At 54.4% G+C, this 21972-nt stretch carries 25 protein-coding genes; 14 read left to right on the top strand and 11 right to left on the bottom strand.

The window, feature by feature from the left end; all coding sequences use genetic code 11:
- The first annotated feature begins 2 nt into the window (after positions 1 to 2).
- The 10 genes from fliI to fliR all read left to right on the top strand — a co-directional run bounded on the left by fliI (position 3) and on the right by fliR (position 8488).
- Positions 3 to 1391: a flagellar protein export ATPase FliI gene (fliI, locus tag IE091_RS04640; RefSeq protein ID WP_039180850.1), complete on the top strand. Its 1389-nt coding sequence runs from the start codon at positions 3 to 5 to the stop codon at positions 1389 to 1391.
- Positions 1392 to 1844, top strand: coding sequence for a flagellar export protein FliJ (gene fliJ / locus IE091_RS04635; protein ID WP_096921684.1), 453 nt, complete (start codon positions 1392 to 1394; stop codon positions 1842 to 1844).
- A 20-nt stretch (positions 1845 to 1864) separates the two neighbouring features.
- Positions 1865 to 3955, top strand: a complete 2091-nt coding sequence (locus tag IE091_RS04630; protein WP_186299158.1) for a flagellar hook-length control protein FliK — start codon at positions 1865 to 1867, stop codon at positions 3953 to 3955.
- 156 nt (positions 3956 to 4111) lie between these two features.
- Positions 4112 to 4585, top strand: a complete 474-nt coding sequence (gene fliL, locus IE091_RS04625; RefSeq protein ID WP_096921686.1) for a flagellar basal body-associated protein FliL — start codon at positions 4112 to 4114, stop codon at positions 4583 to 4585.
- A gap of 21 nt (positions 4586 to 4606) precedes the next feature.
- Positions 4607 to 5662, top strand: a complete 1056-nt coding sequence (gene fliM / locus IE091_RS04620; RefSeq protein WP_096921687.1) for a flagellar motor switch protein FliM — start codon at positions 4607 to 4609, stop codon at positions 5660 to 5662.
- Positions 5659 to 6177: a flagellar motor switch protein FliN gene (gene fliN, locus IE091_RS04615; protein WP_096921688.1), complete on the top strand. Its 519-nt coding sequence runs from the start codon at positions 5659 to 5661 to the stop codon at positions 6175 to 6177. The genes fliM and fliN overlap by 4 nt, the downstream gene beginning before the upstream one ends.
- Positions 6178 to 6200: 23 nt before the next feature.
- On the top strand, positions 6201 to 6611 hold the full coding sequence (gene fliO / locus IE091_RS04610; protein WP_422822516.1) for a flagellar biosynthetic protein FliO: 411 nt from the start codon (positions 6201 to 6203) through the stop codon (positions 6609 to 6611).
- A 62-nt stretch (positions 6612 to 6673) separates the two neighbouring features.
- The gene (gene fliP, locus IE091_RS04605) at positions 6674 to 7396 is read left to right on the top strand and encodes a flagellar type III secretion system pore protein FliP (protein ID WP_422822518.1); all 723 of its coding nucleotides are present in this window, start codon (positions 6674 to 6676) and stop codon (positions 7394 to 7396) included.
- Between the two features lie 27 nt (positions 7397 to 7423).
- Positions 7424 to 7693, top strand: coding sequence for a flagellar biosynthesis protein FliQ (fliQ, locus tag IE091_RS04600; RefSeq protein ID WP_039180870.1), 270 nt, complete (start codon positions 7424 to 7426; stop codon positions 7691 to 7693).
- A gap of 3 nt (positions 7694 to 7696) precedes the next feature.
- Positions 7697 to 8488 (top strand): flagellar biosynthetic protein FliR, encoded by a 792-nt coding sequence (gene fliR / locus IE091_RS04595; protein WP_039180874.1) that lies wholly within the window; start codon positions 7697 to 7699, stop codon positions 8486 to 8488.
- Positions 8489 to 8540: 52 nt separating this feature from the next.
- Here the strand turns inward: fliR and flgL are convergent, their stop codons facing one another.
- The 11 genes from flgL to flgB form a co-directional block, all read right to left on the bottom strand.
- Positions 8541 to 9782 carry a flagellar hook-associated protein FlgL gene (gene flgL / locus IE091_RS04590; protein ID WP_189462941.1) on the bottom strand — a complete coding sequence of 414 codons (1242 nt, stop codon included), beginning with the start codon at positions 9780 to 9782 and terminating at the stop codon, positions 8541 to 8543.
- Positions 9783 to 9797: 15 nt separating this feature from the next.
- Positions 9798 to 11456 carry a flagellar hook-associated protein FlgK gene (gene flgK, locus IE091_RS04585; protein WP_189462940.1) on the bottom strand — a complete coding sequence of 553 codons (1659 nt, stop codon included), beginning with the start codon at positions 11454 to 11456 and terminating at the stop codon, positions 9798 to 9800.
- A 67-nt stretch (positions 11457 to 11523) separates the two neighbouring features.
- Positions 11524 to 12537, bottom strand: a complete 1014-nt coding sequence (gene flgJ, locus IE091_RS04580) for a flagellar assembly peptidoglycan hydrolase FlgJ (RefSeq protein WP_189462939.1) — start codon at positions 12535 to 12537, stop codon at positions 11524 to 11526.
- Positions 12537 to 13619, bottom strand: a complete 1083-nt coding sequence (locus IE091_RS04575; protein ID WP_167385731.1) for a flagellar basal body P-ring protein FlgI — start codon at positions 13617 to 13619, stop codon at positions 12537 to 12539. Before IE091_RS04575 ends, flgJ begins: the two co-directional genes overlap by 1 nt.
- An 89-nt stretch (positions 13620 to 13708) precedes the next feature.
- Positions 13709 to 14398: a flagellar basal body L-ring protein FlgH gene (locus IE091_RS04570; protein ID WP_039180887.1), complete on the bottom strand. Its 690-nt coding sequence runs from the start codon at positions 14396 to 14398 to the stop codon at positions 13709 to 13711.
- A gap of 38 nt (positions 14399 to 14436) precedes the next feature.
- The gene (gene flgG / locus IE091_RS04565; RefSeq protein WP_039180890.1) at positions 14437 to 15219 is read right to left on the bottom strand and encodes a flagellar basal-body rod protein FlgG; all 783 of its coding nucleotides are present in this window, start codon (positions 15217 to 15219) and stop codon (positions 14437 to 14439) included.
- Positions 15220 to 15249: 30 nt separating this feature from the next.
- Positions 15250 to 16008: a flagellar basal-body rod protein FlgF gene (gene flgF / locus IE091_RS04560; RefSeq protein WP_039180892.1), complete on the bottom strand. Its 759-nt coding sequence runs from the start codon at positions 16006 to 16008 to the stop codon at positions 15250 to 15252.
- Between the two features lie 30 nt (positions 16009 to 16038).
- Positions 16039 to 17547 (bottom strand): flagellar hook protein FlgE, encoded by a 1509-nt coding sequence (locus IE091_RS04555; protein WP_189462938.1) that lies wholly within the window; start codon positions 17545 to 17547, stop codon positions 16039 to 16041.
- Between the two features lie 20 nt (positions 17548 to 17567).
- Complete coding sequence (locus tag IE091_RS04550; RefSeq protein WP_189462937.1) at positions 17568 to 18260, bottom strand: flagellar hook assembly protein FlgD; 693 nt, start codon at positions 18258 to 18260, stop codon at positions 17568 to 17570.
- Positions 18260 to 18670, bottom strand: coding sequence for a flagellar basal body rod protein FlgC (gene flgC / locus IE091_RS04545; protein WP_189462936.1), 411 nt, complete (start codon positions 18668 to 18670; stop codon positions 18260 to 18262). Before flgC ends, IE091_RS04550 begins: the two co-directional genes overlap by 1 nt.
- Positions 18671 to 18695: 25 nt before the next feature.
- Positions 18696 to 19127, bottom strand: coding sequence for a flagellar basal body rod protein FlgB (gene flgB, locus IE091_RS04540; protein WP_039180902.1), 432 nt, complete (start codon positions 19125 to 19127; stop codon positions 18696 to 18698).
- Positions 19128 to 19459: 332 nt separating this feature from the next.
- Between flgB and flgA the strand changes: the two genes are divergently transcribed.
- From flgA to IE091_RS04520, 4 genes are all read left to right on the top strand, one after another.
- Positions 19460 to 20050 carry a flagellar basal body P-ring formation chaperone FlgA gene (gene flgA / locus IE091_RS04535; protein ID WP_268246855.1) on the top strand — a complete coding sequence of 197 codons (591 nt, stop codon included), beginning with the start codon at positions 19460 to 19462 and terminating at the stop codon, positions 20048 to 20050.
- 84 nt (positions 20051 to 20134) lie between these two features.
- Positions 20135 to 20401, top strand: a complete 267-nt coding sequence (gene flgM / locus IE091_RS04530) for a flagellar biosynthesis anti-sigma factor FlgM (protein WP_189462934.1) — start codon at positions 20135 to 20137, stop codon at positions 20399 to 20401.
- 8 nt (positions 20402 to 20409) lie between these two features.
- Entirely contained in the window at positions 20410 to 20859 is a 450-nt protein-coding gene (locus IE091_RS04525; protein WP_189462933.1) for a flagella synthesis protein FlgN, read from the top strand.
- 67 nt (positions 20860 to 20926) lie between these two features.
- Entirely contained in the window at positions 20927 to 21667 is a 741-nt protein-coding gene (locus IE091_RS04520) for an SDR family NAD(P)-dependent oxidoreductase (RefSeq protein WP_039180912.1), read from the top strand.
- Positions 21668 to 21972 lie beyond the last annotated feature (305 nt).

Here is a 21972-nt window from a genome sequence, read left to right as displayed (position 1 = left end):
CGATGAACACGCTCTCCTGCCCGCATCAGCACCGCTGGCGCAAAGCCCTTCAACGCACCACTCAGCGCGTCAGCCGCTTGCCTCACTACCGCACCAGCGGCAGAGTCGTCAGGGCCACGGGCATGGTCATCGAAGTCGTTGGGCTACGTGTCGCCGTGGGCAGCGCCTGTCATATCGAATTGCCCGGTGTCGATGGACGCTTGAACGACAGCGATAAATTTGCCGAAGCAGAAGTCGTCGGCTTTTCAGGCGACAAGCTCTTTCTGATGCCGCTTGAAGAAGTTTCCGGCTTGATGCCTGGCGCGCGCGTCACCCCACTGGTCGATGGCAACGGCCATAGCGCGCGACGCTTTCCGATGGGAGAAGAGCTGCTTGGGCGGGTGCTCGATGGCAATGGCAATCCCCTCGATGACCGAGAGAATATCGAAGAAGCTCCACGCACGACGCTCAGCTCCAGGCCTTTGAACCCACTTTCAAGAGCCCCCATTGAAGCACAAATCGACGTAGGCATTCGCGCCATCAACGCGCTATTGAGTGTCGGCAGGGGGCAGCGCATGGGGCTATTTGCGGGCTCGGGGGTGGGCAAATCCGTCTTGCTGGGCATGATGGCACGCTATACCGAGGCCGATGTGATCGTGGTCGGTCTGATTGGCGAACGTGGGCGCGAAGTACAGGACTTCATTGACAACATATTGGGCCCCGAGGGCCGTCGGCGTGCGGTCGTCGTCGCTGCGCCTGCGGATACCTCCCCGCTGCAACGCCTGCAAGGCGCTGCCTACGCCACCCGCATCGCCGAAAGCTTCCGCGATGCGGGCCGCAATGTGCTGTTGATCATGGATTCGCTCACCCGCTACGCCATGGCCCAACGCGAAATCGCGCTGGCCATTGGTGAACCTCCTGCCACCAAGGGGTATCCGCCGTCCGTATTTGCCAAGCTCCCGGGACTGGTTGAGCGCGCAGGCAATGCAGAGCGCGGAGGCGGCTCCATTACTGCTTTCTACACCGTACTGACGGAAGGCGACGACCAGCAGGATCCCATTGCCGATTCTGCCCGCGCCATTCTGGATGGCCATATCGTTTTGTCGCGCACCTTGGCAGAAGCAGGCCATTATCCCGCTATCGATATCGAAGCATCCATCAGCCGCGCCATGACAGCGATCGTCACGCCCGAGCAACAGCAGGAAGCGCGCACCTTCAAGCAAATTTTCTCACGCTATCAACGCAATCGCGACTTGATCAGCGTAGGCGCCTACAGCCCAGGGCATGACCCCAGGCTGGACGAAGCGGTCAACCGCTTCCCAAGCCTGGAACGTTTTTTACAACAGAACATTGATGAGTGCGCAACGCTTTCAGAGTCGCGTCAAGCGCTGCACACGGTGGTGGGAGGCTAAATGAGTAACCATCAGATCGACATGCTGACCGGCCTGGCTCGCGATGCCCGCGATCAGGCAGGCAAGCTGCTGGCCCAAGAGCGCCAGACGGAACAGCAAACGGAGGCGCAGCTGGCGTCACTGAGCCGTTATCGTGTGGAGTATGCCGAGCGTCTGCAGCAGGCGATGAGAGAGGGCATCGACCCGGCCACCATGTACAATTACCAACAGTTTCTAGCCTCTCTTGACGCGGCACTGAGCCGAGCACGTCAAGCCCTGGCCGCACAACAGAAAAGGGTACAGCAAAGTCAGCAACACTGGCAGCAAGAGCAGCGTCGGCTCTCTTCTTACGATACACTGGCTTCACGCCGCTTGCTGGAAGAGCATCGCCGTCAGGCCAGGCACGAACAAAAAGCCAACGATGAGTTGGTCACCAACCGAATGGCTCGCCAGAGCCCTGATAAGCTACTTTGATGCTGCCCTGGGTAACCAACATGCATTCTATCACTCAGTTATTTTTACCCAGTAATGGCCAGACTATTGGCTCGGCCTCCCTAATTAGGCAGAACGCGGGAGAGACCGAACGTGGCGTGTTTCATCAAACCATGCTCGAGGTGTCGCGCATGGGGCGTTTGCCAACGCCTGACGACATAGCAGCACTTGCCGATAGAGGAGCGCCACACCCAAGTCTGGGCCACGTTATCTCGAAGGCACAAACAGCTATCACTGAATCAAGCAAGCCTACTGAGCCTGCCATCAGCGAATCTGGTCGCTCTGACGCTGCGCTCTTTAATGATATGAATATATATCAAGTACTACCAGAAACAACCCTCTATACGGCTAGTACTCCTTCGGTATCGACAGAAGAAAGACTGGCACACTCCATTGTCAGCTTACGTACGCTCGCCAAAGGACAGGTTCATATAGCGACGGCATTTTCTGCTGCCCAAGATACAGTAGCTAAACAAGTTCATAGTCAAATTGTTATGCCTACACAAGCAGCTGCGAATACGGTCTCGGTAGGTACGATGCTCCTATCAGTCGAGACTATTGCAACTGCTGTTCTTCAAGCAGTCGACAAGCTAGCTACCGGCACAATGCCAGAGCACCACGCCCCAGAAGCTCTCGGCATCATTGATACTCCTGACTCTTTCAATGCCCAAGCTTTTTTATCATCGCCCACTATTTTTTTCTCGGCATCCGGGCAATCAACACAACCACCAAAAAGTGATTCTTCAAGCTCTCTGACAACGGCTACCTCAACAACGCACGACCTAACACTAGAGGAGACAATCACTGCGATCACCTCTAGCCTAGAGATTTTGAGTCGTCACACTCCCCGTACATTGCCAACCCACCAGCAAATTCAAGGTGCACTTGAAAATACTGAGGCAGTAAAAACAGCAAGTGCGCAAGATGTTACTGTGTCACTTTTTAGCCAGCTGAGTCTATTTCCCGATAGCTCTCCCGGCGCTGCAGACACTCATGAAGCGTTTGCTATCGTACCCACTGCTTCAGCACTATCGCCATCATCAAGCAATACAAACGAAACACTAACAATCGAGTTGGTAAAGATCACTTCCGGCTTACAAACTTTGCACCAACTATGGGAATCGGATTCTCGACACATCTCCGATGGTAAGCAATCCCCATATCCTCTAGCAGAGCACCTGAAACAGATCAGCCAATTAACACATACGCTGCTAACACAGACCGCGGGCGGCCATACCTCTACCCAGCCAACCCATACATTGACTGAGCTAGATGAAATTGCCCAGCGCATATCATTAGTATCAAGCTATGCTGGTCATGCATGGCCCAGCGCCCAGACAACTCCTTCGATAACAAACACCGTTGATGTGCTATTTGCTACTCAAGGTAACACGCAACAGATCGTACCGTCCTCGCCCGCAATGCTTATAACGGCGCCAAACCAGCCCAACTCACTTTCAGTGGAGTCCACAAACACATGGTCAATGCTGCAAAATGTTCCGCTTTCCGATAGCCATGTTATGGCAACTTCGACTAGTTACGCGCAGGGCGACCAACCCCAGAAACCAATAGCAGTATCAGGCGAAACAACCACTTTACTGCCCATAGGTACATCCACATTAGGCAGCCTACCTTCGCCTTCAACGGCTGCGCAATTTGCATCGTCACCCGCTCTGATTTCAAGTCCCGGCTGGGCAGCACAGCTTGGGCAGCAACTATTACATTTCGTCAAGCGGGGCGGGGAGCAGCGTATCGAAATGAAATTAAATCCTTCTGACCTAGGGCCACTCTCTATCTCCCTAAGAATGACAGAGCAAGGGACACAGGCCCAGTTCCTTTCCGCTCATGCGCATGTACGACAAACCCTTGAGCAAGCTATCCCACAGCTAAGGGAAATGCTTGCAGAGCAAGGCATTACCTTAAGTGATACTTTCGTAGGTGACCAGGGCGCTGGGGATGAGAGGTTTGAACATCAGAATAGGCCTGGGCAGCTTGTTGAGGAAGGCGACATGCCTAACGAACACAACCACCACAACAGCTCTTCTAACCTGGTAAACGTATACTCGGATGGGCGGGTAGACCTATACGCATAGCTGTATATCATCACGAAATTAATGCATGGTGTGTGAATCAACAGTTAGCAAAACCAAGAGATAGGCTCCTCCGATGAGCCTGTTCATTTCTTCATAATTACTCGTGTCAGGCATAATGCTCAGTGAGCGTCTTCCGGGATCATGATGGGAAAATCAATGGCTGAATCAAGCGGCGGATCTAAAAAACTGCTTCTGGTAATGATCATACTGGTACTGCTCTCTTCGGCGGGTGCAGCTGCAGCGATCTATCTCGTTCTTGACCAGCGTGGAGGAACGGAGGGGGAGCCCCAACAGCAAACGCTAGCGCCGACGCCACCCGTCTTCACGCGTATCGAACCTTTCACGGTCAACCTGGCCGATGATCGCTTCGGGTCACGCCTGCTCTATACCGGCATCACACTGCGGGTAGGCAACGAACAGAGCAAAGCCATCATCGAAGAGCACATGCCGCAAGTACGCAGCCGGCTGCTGATTCTGCTGTCTGGCAAGCAAGCGAGTGAGCTGACCTCTACAGAAGGTAAAGAAGCGCTTGCTCAGGCTATCATCAGTCGTTTGTCTGTGCCCTTGACCGAGAACCAGCCTCCCCTAGATCTCAGGGAAGTGCTGTTCACCGAATTCATCGTTCAATAATCCCGGGTACTGGAGCCGTTCATGTCGCAGGACGATCTACTGTCCCAGGAAGAAATCGATGCCCTGTTGAAAGGCGTCAGCGGTGATGACGAGCCAGCGGCCACGTCATCTCACTCGCAAGCTGAAACGCGCATACGCCCCTATGACCCGTCGACCCAGCACCGGGTCATCAGGGAGCGTTTGCACGCACTGGACTTCATCAACGAACGCTTTGCTCGCTATTTCCGCAATGGGCTCTTCAACCTGATCCGCCGCAGTTCGGATATCACGGTCGAATCAGTGCGCTATCAAAGCTTCAGCGACTTCTCGCGTAACGTTCCGGTACCTACCAACCTGAACATCGTGTCGATGAAGCCACTGCGAGGTTCTGCGCTGGTGGTTTTCCCTCCCAACCTGGTCTTCATGGTGGTGGACAACCTGTTTGGCGGCGACGGGCGTTTCGTCACGAAGTCGGATGGCCGTGAATTTACCAATACCGAGCAGCGCATCATTCAGCGGTTGTTGAATCTGGCCATAGATGCTTATCAAGAAGCGTGGAAGGTCGTCTACCCGCTGGATGTGCATTTTCTGCGCTCGGAAGTACAGTCCAAGTTTGCCAATATTACCAATTCGCCTAACGAGATAGTCGTCAATACCAAGTTCAATATCGAAGTAGGCAATTTGTCGAGCAGTTTCCAGATTTGCATGCCCTACGCCATGATCGAGCCGCTCAGGGACCTGCTAGTCAACCCGATCAATGACAGTAACCACGACAGCGATGGCACCTGGTCACGGCGCATGGCCAGCGAACTGCGCCAATCTGAAGTCGAGCTCATTGCAGAGTTCGCTCAGATCCCCAGCCGTATTGCTCACGTGATGGGTTTGAAAAAAGGCGATGTACTGCCTATGGACATCCCCTCCACGATTACAGCACGGGTCGATGGTGTACCTGTGATGGAGTGTGAATACGGTAGCCAGCGACAGCAGCGCGCTTTGCGCGTGCTGCGCATGATCGACCATGCGGCCATGAATAACGTATCGTCCAAGGACTTTATCAAAGGTTCAACGCGACAGAAAGCCAAGGAACCCAAAGCATGACAGACCCAAACAAACCCGATCAAAAAGTATCTGATGACGATTGGGCGGAAGCCATGTCTGCACAAGATGAGTCATCGTCCAGCGCCGATGCCGCCAGTGACGATGACGACCCCTGGGCTGCCGCGATGGCGGAACAAGAAGCTGCCGAGCAATCGGAGGCCACGGAAGAGTCTGCCCCCGAAGCCCCCAAGGCAAAGCCTGCCAGTGACGATGTCTTCCGTCCTCTGAGCGGTGAACCCAGCAGTGGCGCGACCCGTGATCTGGAAATGATCATGGACATCCCCGTCAAACTCACCGTCGAGCTAGGCCGTACCAAGCTGACGATCAAACAATTGCTGGAGCTCGCCCAAGGCTCGGTCATCGAGCTGGAAGGTTTGGCAGGTGAGCCGATGGATATTTTGATCAACGGATATCTGATTGCGCAGGGCGAAGTGGTCGTCATCGAGGATAAGTACGGCATCCGTATTACCGAGATCATTACGCCGTCAGAGCGTATTCATAAACTAAATCGATGAGTGTCGCGACGACTTCGACTTCCGTGGATGCGTTAAGCGGCGGTGATGCCCTGATCGGCATGGCGGTCCTTGGAAAAACCGCTGCAGCGCTGGCACTGGTGGTGGCAATCATTCTGGTGTGCACTGCGCTGCTCAAACGCTGGCAGCAGCACCGTTACGATCATGGTGCCCATCTGCGCGTGGTGGGTAGCACCGCCATTGGGAGCCGCGAACGGGTGGTGGTCGTCGAGATAGAGGATACCTGGCTCGTGCTCGCCGTCAGCGGTGGAAAAGTATCCATGCTCCACGAGCGGCCTGCTCCTGAAGACCGCGCGGCCCCCATAGCCGAGAGTTCGCCCTCTCCTTTTTCACAACGCTTCAGCAGCGCCTTGGCCAACCATCGTCTCAAGCGCTCCGGCGCTCAGCACACCACCGACTCTCAGCCCAAGCCATGACCCATGCTCTGCCTTTGTTTCGCTCCATAGCACCACGCGGGTGGCTGTTCAGCCTGCTTTTGATGGGCTGCCTGCTGTCTTTGCTCTCCCCTGGCGTGGAGGCACAGCAGTTGCCAGGCTTGGTCTCCCAGCCGACAGATGATGGAGGCCAACAGTGGTCTCTATCGCTGCAAACGCTGCTCTTCCTGAGTTCGCTGGCATTTCTACCTGCCATGCTATTGATGATGACCAGCTTCACGCGCATCATCATCGTGCTGAGCCTGTTGAGAACGGCCATGGGCACCCAGGCCACGCCTCCGAATCAGGTATTGCTGGGCATTGCCCTGTTCCTGACTTTTTTTGTCATGTCACCGGTCATCAGCCAGGTATACGACACGGCCTGGGTGCCCTTGACACAGGAAGCCATCAATTTCGAAGAGTTCTTGCTTCAGGCCCAAATTCCGTTCAGAGAATTCATGCTGGCACAAACGCGGGAACCTGACCTGGCTCTGTTCGTACGCTTGGCTGACATAGGCCCCTTGCAAGGCCCCGAAGAGCTTCCCATGCGCGTCTTGCTACCCGCCTTCGTGACCAGCGAACTGAAAACCGCATTTCAGATTGGTTTTACGATCTTCATTCCCTTCTTGATCATTGATCTGGTGGTTGCCAGTACGCTCATGTCGCTGGGGATGATGATGGTTCCCCCGGTCACGATTTCACTACCCTTCAAGCTCATGCTGTTCGTGCTGGTGGATGGTTGGCAACTGATCATCGGCTCACTGGCAGAAAGCTTCTACATGATTTAGCACCGCGGGACGGTAAGGAGAACGAGCATGACGCCAGAGATGGTGATGAGCCTTGCCTACCAAGGAATGCGGGTAATGTTATTCCTGGCGGGCCCAATATTGCTGGCAGCGCTCTTCGTCGGCCTGCTGATCAGTCTTTTTCAGGCTGCCACGCAGATCAACGAGATGACGCTGACCTTCATTCCTAAAATTCTTGCCGTGTTCACCGTACTGGTCGTGGCAGGCCCCTGGCTCATTGGCTTGATTACCGATTTTACACATCGCCTGTTCAGTAATATTCCCGCGATGGTGATGTAGGCCGTGGTCGAGGTCACCTTTGCCCAGCTACAGGGCTGGCTGGTCGCGTTTTTCTGGCCCTTCGTGCGCATTACGGCCTTCATGACCGCCTCCCCACTGTGGGGCCACTCCAGCGTGCCTAATCAGGTCAAGGTGGCACTCGCTGCCGTCATTGCCATCGTGATAGCCCCTTTACTCCCCCCGATGCCGGATGTAGCGCTCATGTCATGGGCAGGCGTCGGCATCATCATCGAGCAGATGTTGATAGGGCTGGCCATTGGATTGGTCATGCATATCATATTTGCCGTGGTGCAGGCAGCGGGCGAGTTCATCGGTTTGCAGATGGGGTTGGCCTTTGCCAGTTTCTTTGACCCCTCCAGCGGCACCAACATCATGGTGTTGTCGCGCATTCTCTATACGGTGACGCTGCTGATGTTTCTGGCTTTCAATGGCCACCTGATGGTACTGGAGGCTCTGATCATGAGCTTTGTCACGCTGCCCATAGGCATCGGGACCTTGAACCCTGGCGCCTTCGAGCTGCTTGCCCGCTATGGAGGTACCATCTTTGCGTCAGGCATGCTGCTGGCACTGCCACTAGCAGGCCCACTGCTCATCATTAGCTTGTCGTTGGGCATCCTGAACCGTTCAGCACCACAGCTGACGGTGTTCAACATCGGTTTCCCCACGTCTATCCTGGTGGGCCTGACGCTGCTGATGGTACTGATGACCGACCTGGGCAGCTTTCTACAACAGCTGTTCAGTCAAGGCGTGATGTTTACTCAAGGGCTGATCGAAGCCATGGCCCCCATAAATTGACGCCCTGCCACTGGGCAAGTGGCAGGGCGTTTCGCAGCGTGGCGAGACAAGGTCACATAAAATCGAACAGCGACATGCCCTTGATATCGACGAACGCACGCTGTGCCGCCTGCAAACCTACCTGACGCAGGCTGTATTCGGAGATCGCCGCGGCATAGTCCAGATCCACAAGATCAGAAAGCGTCTGCTCGTAGTTGAGCATCCGGTTGCTGCCCACCGCGTCGATGACATCCAGCTCATTCAGCCTGGCGCCTGCAGAGGCCCGTACCGTCAACACATTGTCCAACGCATTGTCCAAGTCACGCATCGAGGTATTGAGCGTGTTGCGCAGCGCAGCCTTCTGGCTACTGCTTTCTGCAGGCGTCTCCAGAACACGAATGGCCGCTTCCATGGTACGGAACAGGTCTGCTGGTCGTTGCTCGCTCCCTGAACGCGCGACAAGAATTTCATCGCCTGCTTCGGAAGGACCGCGCAGCGTGACGTTGACACCGCCAAAGCTCAACTGTTGACCACTGGCATCATAGGGCTGCCCCACCTGTCCAGCAACGTCCAGCCAGGCCGCGCCATCGAACTGCTGCAAGGTGTAAATAGACTCACCGGCGCCATTTTCTGCGAACCTGACACGGAAGCTATCGCCGTAATCAGGGTCGTTGACGTTGGTCACCTGAGGGCCATTGATGATCACGCTACCCTGGTTCGCCACGTTGGCCTCGGCGATGTAGCCGGCACCACTGGGTACTTGCTGGAAAATGGTCACACCATTTTCAGTGACCGGCATTAACCGCGATGCATCGACCCGCTGCTCACGACCGTTATTGTCACCTGTATATTCGACACTGCCATCAGCGGACTTCACGAAGGGCGGGGCGTTATCCTTGTAGCCGCCAAAAATATAGCGTCCATTGCCGTCCGTCGCGTTGGCCTGACCAATCAGCGTTTCATAGATGCCTTTTAGCTCACTGGCAATAGACTCTCGGTCGACATCGCTCAATGTGTCGCTGGATGCTTGAACCAATAATGTTTTAGCGCTTATGACGGCATCGCTGATACTGTTTAGAATGCTTTCCGTCTGCGACAACGCATTTCGCGCCGACACACGAGCATCAGCATACTGTTGAGTCATTGCCTTCGACTGGTCTACTCCAACGGCACGTGATGCGGCCTGCGGGTCATCAGATGGATTGACTACACGCCGGCCACTGGCAATTTGCTGGCTCGTTTTCAGGAACTCGTTCTGCTGACGGTTTATAGAAGCCGTACTCTGCTCGAACATGGTGACCGTACTAACACGCATCGCCTAAGCCTCTTATTAGTTCCGCAAGTTCAAAATGGTGTCCATGATCGTGCTTGCTGTATCGATCACGCGTGCATTTGCCTGATAAAATTGCTGGAAACGAATCAGGTTGGCAGCTTCTTCATCCAGATTAACGCCTGACTCCGACTGCTGCACAGCGCGTAGCTGGTCTGTCAAACCTTGACGTGCATCGAGGTTCACCTGAGTGATATTTGTTCTATTGCCAACATCACTGACCAGCACACCGTAAGCACCGCTAACGGTTGCCGTGCCACCCACGATCCTGTCGTTCTGCAAATTCTGTAAGGCTAACGCATTACGGTTATCCCCCGAACCTGCCGCTACCCAGTCTTCAGAAGGGGCTTCAGGATTGATAGGCTGGCCCGCAGCAATTTTATCCAGATCCGTAATACCAACGACCATGTCACTGGCCGCACGACGCAAGGGCTGCACCTCGTAGCGGTCACCATCAGGTGGAACCGTACTAAACGTCATGGACAAGCCTCCGAAGGAGAGCGTATTACTATCGGCATCCCAACCATTGCCAATATCTACAATTGAGCCACTATCTTTACGTATTACCGTTGGCTGTCCGCCCTCAAAGCTGACGGTGTAATCTGTCGCGCGGAGCTGATCCATATTGGCTGCATCGAAGCGGATGCTGACAGTAGCGAGCGAGCTATTGGATGAATAGCTGTATACCTGGGGGGAGCGGACTTGAAAGAAGTCGCCGCCTTGCTGGCCATCGAGATCCAGACCTTGCTTGTGCTGCTCATTGAAAGCTACCGATAGAGAGACAGCCAATTGCCCTATCTGATTTTGAGTTTTGTCCAGACTTTCTGAGCGAAAGGCCATCAGGCCGCCCAACGCGCCGCCCTTGATGGCAGACTCATCCAGTTGAATAACATTATTACTGCTATTCCGATAGCCCACAACGATACGCTGAGGGTCATTGTCGGCTTGTATAGCCTCGAGTTTGAAGGCATTGACACCGCTCACCAAGGGTTGGCCATTGGGCAGGCTCAGGTTGTACGTCTTCCCGTCCTGGACATTTAGCTTAATATCCAAGCGATCATTCAACTCTGAAACCAGAAAGTCCCGCTGATTGAGCAAGCTGTTGGGAGCCTCTCCCGTCCTGGCTCGAGCTAGAGAAATTTCTCGATTCAAGGAAGCCACCTGCTCAACCGTATTATTAATTTGAACGACCTCATCACGTATCTGGCTATTAATGTTGGTCTGCATGTCCTGCAAGTAACCGTCAAAAGAGCGGAACTGAGCACTGAGAGTGTTCGCAGCCCCCAGGACGCCTTGTCGCGCAGCTGGGTCGGAAGGTGAGCTGGCCAAATCCTCAAGAGAAGAGAAAAAGTTCTGCATCAAGGGCGATAGACCTGCCGCCCGGTCAGCCAGCAGATTATCAATTTGGGAAACCTGATTATAGTAAGTAGCCAACGCGCTCGACTGGGTCTTCGCATCATTGAGCTGGTTGGCAACATAAGTATTGAACTGCCGCTCAATATCATTAACGCGCACACCACCGCCAACGCGACCCTCACCTAACAAGGTCAACTCTCGATTATAGCCGGGTGTATATACGTTACTGATGTTGTTACTGGTCGTATTCAAGGCATTCTGCGCAGCATTCAGGCCGCTCAAGCCGATCGAAAACATGCTCATGGTTCAATTCCTTAGGCCGATATCTGGTTATCGGCAATGCGCAGAAAAACTTGAATACCCCGCCATGCTAGCGAGCATCCGCCAACAAGTTGCTGGATGTGCCGAGGGGGCCCATGGTGTTCATCACCGCGATCAACTTCTCGGCATAACGTGGGTCGGTCGCATACCCACCGCGCTGAAGTGCATGTGCGGCCTGCTCTGGTGAGCCTGCCTGCACGACACCCGCATACCGAGGGTTATTGCCAATCAACCGGGCATAATCGGTAAACGCATGCTCGAACGAGTCATAGACACGAAAAGCATCGACGACCTGTGTGCGTCGACCGTTGATATATTCGTGGGTCACGATATTGGTCGTGTTCCCCTGCCAGTGACTACCCGCCTTGATGCCGAACACATTGAAGCTGTTACGCCCTTGCTGGGTGGCTATCTCATGCCTTCCCCAACCGGTTTCCAGCGCCGCCTGGGCAAGAATCAACTCAGCAGGGACACCCGTGGCCGCACTCGCCGCTTTCGCAGGCATCGCCAGCGTGTTCATGAAACGCTCGACGTGTTCATGCGGATGAGCCGCTCGCGGGGTGGCGGCCTGGCTCTCGACCTGACGAGCCTCACGCTGACGAACGATATCCAGCTCATGATAGAAACGACCATTGCCGGTGTTGTCATCACGCCATGTTTCTGGTGGCTGAAGCGGATTATCCAGCACTCTGGGTGTCCCACGAGGTATGCCGGCGATCAGTGCTTGAAGCTCCTGGTCGGCATCCGACGCTTTGCCAATGGCGCCTTGACGCTGCAACTGGTCGATCAAGGCATCCGCCAGCCCAATGCCGCGAGACGCCATGACCTGCGACCACTGCTGATCCATCATCGACTGATAAAAACTCATGTCACGGCTGTTCATCAGGCCTGACGTTGGCGTGGCATCGCGCATGCTTTTGACCATCATTTGAATGAACAGCGCTTCAAACTGCTGGGCAGCACCTTGCACACCCGCCTCGGGGTCGACCCGAGCGTTATGCTGAAGGCGCTGAAAGCCATTCATGTCCAACGCGAATTGGCTCGTCATGTCTCCCATGCTCATCAAATGATCTCCAGCTCGGCGCGTAATGAGCCAGAAGCCTTGAGCGCCTCGAGAATCGACATCAAGTCTTGTGGTGTCGCCCCGAGAGCATTCAGCGCATTGACTACTTCATTGAGCTGCGCGCCTTCGACGATCTGCAAATACGCCTCCTGCTGCTCGATGTTGATATCCGCATCGGGCACGACCACCGTTTCACCCTGGCCCAGTGGATTGGGCTGGCTTACCCCAAACTGGGTATCGATCATGATGGAGAGGTTGCCATGGGCGACCGCTGCACGACGCAGAGTCACCGCACTGTTCATCACCACAGAGCCGGTCCGCGCATTCAGGACCACGCGGGCAGGTGCTTCCGTAGGTGTCACTTGCACATTTTCGACACGCGCCATGAAGTTGACCCGCTCGTTGGCGTCCATGGGGCCATCCAGCGCAATCACCCGGCCATTTCTGGCATATGCCACCGAACGTCCAAACTCGCTGTTGATCGCCGAGACCATGCGTTGCACGGTGCCAAAATCAGCGTCGTTGAGCTGCAGTTCCAGCGCACCACCATTGCCACCCAGGTTGAGCGGCACTTCACGCTCGACCAGAGCACCATTGGGGATCCGGCCAGAAGATTGCTGATTGATCTGTACGCTACTGCCACCCGCCTGAGCGCCGGCCCCACCCACCAGCATATTGCCCTGAGCAATGGCATAGGTATCGCCATCGGCACCCTTCAAAGGCGTCATCAACAGCGTACCGCCACGCAAGCTGCTGGCATTGGCGATGGACGACACCACGACATCGAGTCGTTGGCCAGGCCTGGAGAACGGCGGCAAGTCGGCGGTCACCATGACGGCCGCGACATTACGCAGCTGCAGGTTGGTACCCGGAGGCACGGTGACACCCAGCTGGGAAAGCATGTTCGTCAAGCTCTGGCTGGTGAAAGGTGCTTGCGTGGTCTGGTCACCGCTGCCATCCAAGCCTACGACCAGGCCATACCCCACCAGCTGGTTGTCGCGAACGCCAGCAAAGTTGGCCAGCTCACGAACCCGCTCAGCCTGAGCGGGTAGCGCCAAAAGGCAACAAGACACCCATACCATTACGCACGACAGGGCTTTAATGGGACTACTCACCTTCCACAGATTCGCCATATTGCAGCAGGCCTCTTTTGTCGAACGGATCAACACGCCTAGAAAGGCGATACATTGAGGAAGAAGCGCTGTAGCCAACCCATATGCTGCGCTTCATTAATGTAGCCATCACCGACGTACTCGATTCTGGCATCCGCCACTTGAGTGGATGGCACCGTATTTTGGGCAGTGATCGTGCGGGGATTCACAACGCCAGAGAAGCGAATGAACTCCGTTCCCTGATTGATGGCGATCTGCTTCTCACCACGCACCCGCAGGTTACCGTTGTTCATCACTTCCAGAACGGAGACGGTGATGGTGCCGGTAAACGAGTTCGTGGCCTGGGAACCACCGCCACCCGCAAAGATATTATCTGACGAAACATCGAACCCGAAATCTTCCAGAAAATCGATGATTTCCGGTATTTGTGCGATATCCAGGCTAGCCGACCCGCTACGATTGGCATTCGACTGCGCACTCTTGCTGGCACTGACTTCCTCGTCCAGCACGATGGTCAGGATGTCGCCAATCGTACGTGGGCGCCGATCTTCGAACAGCGGCTGATAACCACGCCTGGCTTGATAAATAGAGCCATTAGGAACGGGAGGCGGACGATCGACGATATTGATCTGCTCTTGCTCGCCGACTACCGAGGCGCGTGGTATCTGCGCACACCCTGCCGCCATCAGAATGAACACTGCCATTCCAACGAGCGCCAAACGGCGCAAACTGCCATGAAGTTCTAACATAACGCGACCCTATCTCTATGCTCTACGAATCGGCAGCATTAGAGCTGGCTCAAGCGCGCCAACATCTCATCGCTGGTGGAAATGGCGCGGCTATTGATTTCATACGCGCGCTGCGTCTGAATCATATTGACCATCTCTTCAACGACATTGACGTTAGACGTTTCGACATACCCCTGGAACAGACGGCCAGCGCCATTGTTACCCGGTACATTCTGGTTGGGCGCACCTGACGCACCGGTTTCCAGATACAGGTTGCCACCGATGCTTTCCAGACCCGTCGGGTTGATGAACGAAGCGACGTTGATCTGGCCGATGTCTGCATCCTGAGCAATACCCGGCTGACGGACGCTCACGGTTCCGTCTTCACCAATCGTGATTGCCAGTGCATTGGCAGGGATAAAGATGGCGGGTTCGAGGGGGTAACCATTCGCCGTGACCATCTGGCCATTTTCATTCAACTGAAAGTTACCGTCGCGAGTATAGCCAATGGTGCCATCGGGCAATAACACCTGGAAAAAGCCCTCGCCATTGATGGCCAGGTCACGAGAATTGCCGGTCTCTTCAAGGCCACCCTGTGTGTGCAAGCGCTCTGTGGCAACAGCACGCACACCGGTCCCTATCTGCATGCCCGAGGGCAGTCGGTCCTGAATGTTGTTCTGCGCACCGGGTTGGCGCATGTTTTGATACAGCAAATCTTCAAATACCGGACGAGAGCGCTTGAAACCGTTGGTGCTGACGTTCGCCAGGTTGTTGGCGATGACATCGAGCTTGGTTTGCTGTGACTCCAACCCGGTTTTGGCAGTCCACAAAGACTTGATCATGGCATTGTTCCCTTGGCTGAGTGGCTGCGATTAGCCTTGAATCGATAGGATGCTGTTGGCACGCTGCGCATTCTCATCGGCCGTGCTCAGCATTTTCATTTGCATGTCATAACGCCGCGCAACGTCGATCATGGACACCATGGCATCGACGGCACTGACATTACTTCCTTCCAATGCGCCACTGACCAACCGGGCGTCTTCGTCAGCCGGCAAGGTGCCAGGCTCTCCATCCTCGTTGGGCGGCGCTCTGAACAAGCCATCGTCGCCACGTATCAGTGCCTGTTGATCTGGCGTGACCAGCTTGATGCGACCAACGTCCACCATCGCTGCGGGGCCCTCGCCTTGAGGAATGGCGCTGATGGTCCCATCTGCGCCAAAGGAGATCTGCGCGCCTTGAGGCACCGCAATGGGGCCCGCATCCCCCATCACTGGGCGGCCAACGCTTAGCAGCACGCCATCACTATCCAACTGCAGGTCGCCGCGCCGGGTATACGTCTCGGTGCCATCCTCCGCCAACACCGCCATCCAGGCATTGCCTTGCATGGCGACATCCAACATTCGGCCGGTACGCTCGATGGGGCCTTGCGAGAAGTCGGTTCCCGGCGTCGTGGTAACGGCCGACACACGGGTCGGCAACACGCCATCGCCTTGCACGGGCACTGAGCGTACCGCCTGCAGCTGGGCGCGAAACCCTGCCGTGGAAACGTTAGACAGGTTGTTGCTGACCACTGCCTGCTGGTCCATGGTGTGTTTTGCGCCACTCATGGCGGTGTAAAGCATACGATCCACAGCGTGCTCCTTAGCGCGATGACGCCACTATTAGAGGTTAATAATGGTCTGCAGGAGCTCGTCCTGGGTGCTGATCGTGTTGGAGTTAGCCTGATAAGCACGCTGCGCAATAATGGTATCCACCAGCTCCTTGGCCAGCTCGACGTTAGACGCTTCTACGGCACCCGCCTGAATGGCACCAAAACGGCCTGAGCCAGGCACCCCAAGGTTAGCCAAGCCGGAGCTATTCGTGGCCGCCCACAGGTTGTTACCCAGAGGTTCGAGACCTTCGTTGTTACGGAAACTCGCCAAGGCAATCTGCCCGGCCGGGCGCGACTGATCATTGGTAAAGTTACGTACAATAGTGCCATCTTCCGTCACGGTGATACCCGCCAATGCACCCGAGGTATAACCATCCTGATTCAGCTCATTTTGCTGGGAAGTGTTGGCAAACTGCGAACTACCGGCAAAATTGAAGGCAAAAGCAAATTCTTCAAGAGCTCCCTGAAGCCCAGGAATAGTAATATTTGCTGTACTAGAGCTAAAAACGTCTGCTCCATCTGTAATAAACGGGTCGCCACCGTCAGGCGTGGTCGCATTATTAGTCCGTGTTAGCGTTTGGCCATTGCCAGCACTTTGAAACACAAAGTCTTCAGAAACACGTGTTACGCCTACTATTGCACTAGCAGGCAATGCTTCAAAATCACTGCCTGCCTGAGCTACAGTCCCGGCGGCTTCTACATCCGCCTTTGTCAGCAACTGGCCATTAGAGTTAAAGTTAAGCACAAACGCTTGCGGTGTAAACACGTTGTTCGCTGTGCTCTCACCTTGAATTTGCCCATTAACTGCTAGTGTTGCCAACCATGTGTTGTCATTAATTTTTTCAAAGTAAGTAGTAACTTGACTGGCATTACCTAATGAATCAAACACTGTATAATTATTGCTAAAGTGGTAATTAACATCTAGGTTTTCTACGTCGCCGTTAGTTTCTGTAATACGGAAGCTTGCGCGGACTAGCTCCTCGCCAGGACGTACCCGTGCATCCAAATTATAGATACCGTTAACTTCTGATGTTTGACGAGCAGGCAGATCATCAGCGGGCACTTGTAACGCTTGAGGTGCACCACCCACTACAACGTCAGTAAATGGGAAGGGCAATGACTGGCCCAATCTGACAGCTTCTTGATCAACATTTTGGTCCAAACCATAGCCAGTTAAACGGTCACCTTGGGCGTTAACAATAAATCCATCAGCGGTTAGGCTAAACTCACCATTGCGTGAATACCCTACTTCTCCTGACGGACGCTCCAAACGATAAAAGCCATCGCCAGCCACGGCTAGATCTAAGTTACGTCCAGTATTCTCTATACTTCCCTGGGTGAAATCCTGGCGCGAATCGGAAACGCGCACACCAATTCCTTGTGAAGCAGCAAACACGTCGGCAAAACGCACGCTGGAGCTTTTGTAACCCACAGTTTGTGAGTTAGCGATATTATTTCCTGCTACGTTTAGCCTTTCTGCCTGAGCGTTAATCCCTGAAACGGCGGTAGTAAAAGACATTTTTAATTCCTCAAACGTGATTAGAGAATTTGTTTTACTTGGTCAATCGATACTTGACCAAAAACAGCACCAAGATCTAAACGAACATCACTACCGCCTGCTCCTGGGGTAATACCTTGCACTATCGCGTAGTTCAGTGGCCGTGCATCGAGCAACTCACCTTCAGTATTAGTTGCTCTGAAGTTCACTCGATAAGCACCAGCGGGCACAGACTCGCCACTATTTGTGATCCCACCCCAGCTAAATGACTCAACCCCTGCAGCAACGCGCCCTAGATTATTGGTATAGACCACCTCACCTGACTGACTCGTTACAGTGACATCTACTCGCTCGGCAGGGGAGCTCAACTCAATACCAAACGGTGTCGCAAAAGTGCCATTATCCGTGTCAGAACTCACCATGATATTGTTGCCAGGCACCAACACCGCCTTATCTAGCAACCCCGCAGCCTGCAGGGTTTTAGCGGCATCCATTTGCTGGGTAATACCCTGAAGGGTTGCATTTAACTCTTCAATTCCGCTAACCGTATTAATTTGAGCAAGCTGAGACGTCATTTCCGCATTTTCTAACGGGTTCAGCGGGTCCTGATTTTGTAGCTGCGTAATCAGCAGCGTTAAAAAGCTTTCGCGCAGTTCTTGGGACTGTCTCGGTGATATTCCACTCGAGCCACTGCTATTTGCTGTACTGAGAACACTGGAATCAATATTCATCATTAGCCCTCACCGAGCGATAGGGTCTGAATCATCATCTGTTTGGTAGTGTTGAAGACTTCTACGTTTGCTTGATAAGAGCGTGATGCAGAGATCATGTTGACCATTTCATGCAGTGGCTCCACATTGGGCTTTGCCACATAGCCATCTTCATCTGCAGCGGGATGATTAGGTTGATATTCGAGACGCAACGGTGAGTCGTCTTCGACAATGTCACGCACGCGAACACCGCCCATACCGTAGCGGTTGCTCTGCAGCTGCGTCTCGAACAAGACGTGCTTGGCACGGTAAGTCTCGCCATCCGGGCCTGCGACGCTGTCGGCATTGGCCATATTGCTGGCCGTGACGTTCATGCGCTGCGCCTGTGCGCTCATCGCTGAACCAGCGATGTCAAACGCTGAAAACATGGACATGGCTTAGTATTCTCCTATCACCAGGTTATTCAGGCTGCATCGCATTTTTCAGGCCTTGAATACGACTGTTAATGATGGTGAGAGCCGCTTGATAGCGAACGGCATTGTCAGCGAACTGTGTACGCTCACGATCCATGTCCACCGTATTGCCATCCAGACTCGGTTGATCTGGAATGCGGTAGAGCAGATCAGTGCTCGCACTTCCCTGCCAAGCAGGCCCTTGGCCAGCCAAATGGCGATCCGCCGTGCGTGACAGTGCCAATCCTCCGCCTTGACGCAACTGGGCCTGGCCATTATCGACCGCCTTTTGCAATTCGCTGGCAAAGTCGATGTCGCGCGCTTTGTAATTCGGCGTGTCCGCATTGGCAATGTTCGCGGCCAGGACTTGGTGCCGCGCCTGGCGCAAGCCAAGTGCCTGCTGGTGAAAATTAAAGGCAGATTCAAGCTGATCAATCATGCCGACCCTCGCTCGCCGTGAGGCAAAAATAAATCGGAAATTCTTGATCATGGATAATAGAGGCGAGGCTTTCATCTTAAAGCATGGAACAGGTAGCGTTTCCACCAGCATTTCCCATGATACGGTGGGTACTTTTGCATTACACTGCCGAGTCTATGCAGCATCCGGCCTGCGTAGACTCTGAGCTTTCACACTGAGTGGCCCTCTTCATGCTCCATGCGCTGTCTCTCGTTTCTGCCGCTGCCATGCGCAAGCTATTAACACTCTTAGCATTAATAGTCATTGCTCTTCCTCATGGGGCACAGGCGAGAGACCTCTCGTTGGAAGAGAGCGTGCATATGTTCCTTTATCAGCATACCCAGGCACTGGGGCAGGAGGCGGTCATCACCGTCACGCCACCATCCCCACACCTGCCTGCTTGCGTTCAGCCGGACCCTTTTCTAGCCAATACCGCACAACCACCAGTGGGCAGGGTTTCGGTGGGCGTGCGCTGTGGCACCGATGGTCGCCAAGTCAGGTACATGCAAGCCCAGGTCGACGTCGTAGGTAGCTATGTTGTCGCGCTACGCGACATTGAGCGAGGCACACTCATCACTGCCGACATGCTGAGCCAGAGGGATGGCAACTTGAGCAATCTGGCACCACAGACACTGACAGATCAAACCGATATCATCGGCAAGGTAGCCCAGCGACCGATTCGTAGCGGTAGCTCTTTTCAGGCACACTTTCTACAGGCGCCGCATCTGGTTGAACGGGGCCAGCGTGTCACGGTCATAGCACAAGGGTCTGGTTTTCGTGTTTCTCGTGAAGGAGAAGCCATGGCCAACGGCGCACGAGGCGACATCATCCGAGTACGCTTTGGGAGTCGCGAAATCGCGACGGCACGTGTCATTGATCAAGGCATTTTAGTGGTGGATTTTTGATTCAGCACCTAAAGTCTTCATTGCCCAGGCCGATAGTTATTACACAGCCCGAGATGCCCAGACGTTGACGATGAGGCCCACAACGTGAAAATCGACAACCTTAATCCGCTGGTGCGCACCAACCAAGCACAGCAGCGTGAAGACACTCAAAAAATCGCCGGCCCCAAGACGCTGGACAGTGCCAACTCCGCCCGCGAATCGACGCAACTGAGTCAGTTCAGCGCGGATAGTAGCCAAGACATTGACATGGCCAAAGTGCAGGAAATCCGTGATGCCATTCGTGAAGGGCGCATGGAAATTCGTGCTGATCGCATTGCCGATGGCCTCATTGCAAACTTGAAAGAACTATAGTCCCGGTCATGAGCTTATCTCGCCTTCTTTCCAGCCAACTCCAACGCCTTGACGATTTGATTGGACTGCTGACACATGAGCAAGAAGAGCTGACCAAGGGCAGCATCGATGGCGATGCACTCGCTGAACTTGCCCATAAAAAGCAGGTGCTGCTGGTCGAGTTGGAGCGTGTCGAAGTGCTGAGGCGTGGTGTACAGAACAAGCTTGGCTACCCGGAAGGCTCTCTAGGTGCTCGCCAGGCAGCCCATGATGCCGAGTGTTTACCTGTTTGGGAAAAGATGCTGGAAAAAGGTGAGCGAGTGGCTCGCATGAACGCCCTCACCGGACAAATGCTGTCTGTGCGCATGAAGCACAACCAGGAAATGCTTGACTATATTCGGCAAATCGCTGAAAAAACTCTCTACAAGCCTGATGGGCGTAATAGCGCTCAACCTGGGCGAATCAACGCCTCTGCTTAAAACATACCTGGACAACTTTTATACAAGACGCTTCAATTAGGCAATATCGTCTAACTCTGGAGTCGTCATGCTGCCTCATCTTCCCAAACAGTTCAATGCAGTGGTCACAGGGGCCAACGGCGGCATTGGCAACGCCATCTTGCAGCGCCTACTCTCGTCCTCTCAGCCTGGCCACATCATCGCCGTCAGCCGCTCACCGCTGGGGCTGCAGCATGACAAAATCACCTCCGTGGTAGCGGATCTGACGACCAGCATCGGCCGTCACACTTTGGCAGAAGCCGCAGGAGACCGGCCAGTTCACTTGCTGGTCAACACCATTGGCATGCTCCACGGCTCAGATCTGCATATCCAGCCCGAAAAACGCCTCGAACAGCTAAGTGAAGAAGCGTTCATGCGCGTCATGCAGGTCAATGCAATGACGCCCGCCATGCTGCTTGCAGCACTCAAGCCTTGCTTGCAAGGGAAGCACCCCTGCATCATCGCCAGCCTTTCGGCGCGTGTCGGGTCTATTACCGATAACGGTTACGGTGGCTGGTATAGCTATCGAGCCAGCAAGGCAGCTCATAACATGCTGATGAAAACGGCGGCCATCGAGATTGCTCGTCTCAACAAGCAAGCCATCGTACTATGTCTTCATCCGGGCACGACGGACACATTACTCTCCAAGCCCTTTCAGGCCAGGGTGCCCAGCGATAAGCTGTTCACAGCGGAGTATGTCGCTGATCGACTTCTCGAAGTCATGGCGCAACGCACGCCCGAAGAGACCGGCAGCTTCTGGGATTGGGCAGGAGAGCCCATCGAGTGGTAACTAAGGTTTTTGAATATCAAGGTTTTTGAATATCAGTACACAGCAAAAAGCCCCGAACACGGTGTGCTCGGGGCTTTCTACGATATAAGTGCCTGACGATGATTCACGCGTGCTATGGTCGTCAGGCGTAACAGGTAATGCATATCATGCTGAGGTGTTTTTGACGTGTATTGTGTGCGTCTCTTGTCAGTAAGCCCTTGGGCTCACTGCCGCGTATCCGGTGTTGCGAGTGCGTTCGCACTCTTCGTTATCATCACGACCAGACCCCTTGGGTGTTATAGGGTCAAGCCTCACGGGCCATTAGT

The sequence above is a fragment of the Vreelandella hamiltonii genome (assembly GCF_014651775.1).
GTDB lineage: Bacteria > Pseudomonadota > Gammaproteobacteria > Pseudomonadales > Halomonadaceae > Vreelandella > Vreelandella hamiltonii.
This window is presented reverse-complemented; position numbering and strand designations above follow the sequence as displayed.

Coding starts and splice junctions, on each gene's coding strand:
- IE091_RS04525 (WP_189462933.1), top strand. CDS start 20,410: ATGAGCTTATCTCGCCTTCTTTCCAGCCAACTCCAACGCCTTGACGAT.
- IE091_RS04520 (WP_039180912.1), top strand. CDS start 20,927: ATGCTGCCTCATCTTCCCAAACAGTTCAATGCAGTGGTCACAGGGGCC.
- fliP (WP_422822518.1), top strand. CDS start 6,674: ATGGGCTGCCTGCTGTCTTTGCTCTCCCCTGGCGTGGAGGCACAGCAG.
- fliL (WP_096921686.1), top strand. CDS start 4,112: ATGGCTGAATCAAGCGGCGGATCTAAAAAACTGCTTCTGGTAATGATC.
- fliQ (WP_039180870.1), top strand. CDS start 7,424: ATGACGCCAGAGATGGTGATGAGCCTTGCCTACCAAGGAATGCGGGTA.
- fliI (WP_039180850.1), top strand. CDS start 3: ATGAACACGCTCTCCTGCCCGCATCAGCACCGCTGGCGCAAAGCCCTT.
- IE091_RS04555 (WP_189462938.1), bottom strand. CDS start 17,547: ATGTCTTTTACTACCGCCGTTTCAGGGATTAACGCTCAGGCAGAAAGG.
- fliM (WP_096921687.1), top strand. CDS start 4,607: ATGTCGCAGGACGATCTACTGTCCCAGGAAGAAATCGATGCCCTGTTG.
- IE091_RS04570 (WP_039180887.1), bottom strand. CDS start 14,398: ATGTTAGAACTTCATGGCAGTTTGCGCCGTTTGGCGCTCGTTGGAATG.
- flgJ (WP_189462939.1), bottom strand. CDS start 12,537: ATGAGCATGGGAGACATGACGAGCCAATTCGCGTTGGACATGAATGGC.
- flgK (WP_189462940.1), bottom strand. CDS start 11,456: ATGAGCATGTTTTCGATCGGCTTGAGCGGCCTGAATGCTGCGCAGAAT.
- flgB (WP_039180902.1), bottom strand. CDS start 19,127: ATGATTGATCAGCTTGAATCTGCCTTTAATTTTCACCAGCAGGCACTT.
- flgC (WP_189462936.1), bottom strand. CDS start 18,670: ATGTCCATGTTTTCAGCGTTTGACATCGCTGGTTCAGCGATGAGCGCA.
- flgG (WP_039180890.1), bottom strand. CDS start 15,219: ATGATCAAGTCTTTGTGGACTGCCAAAACCGGGTTGGAGTCACAGCAA.
- IE091_RS04575 (WP_167385731.1), bottom strand. CDS start 13,619: ATGGTATGGGTGTCTTGTTGCCTTTTGGCGCTACCCGCTCAGGCTGAG.
- IE091_RS04550 (WP_189462937.1), bottom strand. CDS start 18,260: ATGATGAATATTGATTCCAGTGTTCTCAGTACAGCAAATAGCAGTGGC.
- flgL (WP_189462941.1), bottom strand. CDS start 9,782: ATGCGTGTTAGTACGGTCACCATGTTCGAGCAGAGTACGGCTTCTATA.
- fliJ (WP_096921684.1), top strand. CDS start 1,392: ATGAGTAACCATCAGATCGACATGCTGACCGGCCTGGCTCGCGATGCC.
- fliN (WP_096921688.1), top strand. CDS start 5,659: ATGACAGACCCAAACAAACCCGATCAAAAAGTATCTGATGACGATTGG.
- IE091_RS04630 (WP_186299158.1), top strand. CDS start 1,865: ATGCATTCTATCACTCAGTTATTTTTACCCAGTAATGGCCAGACTATT.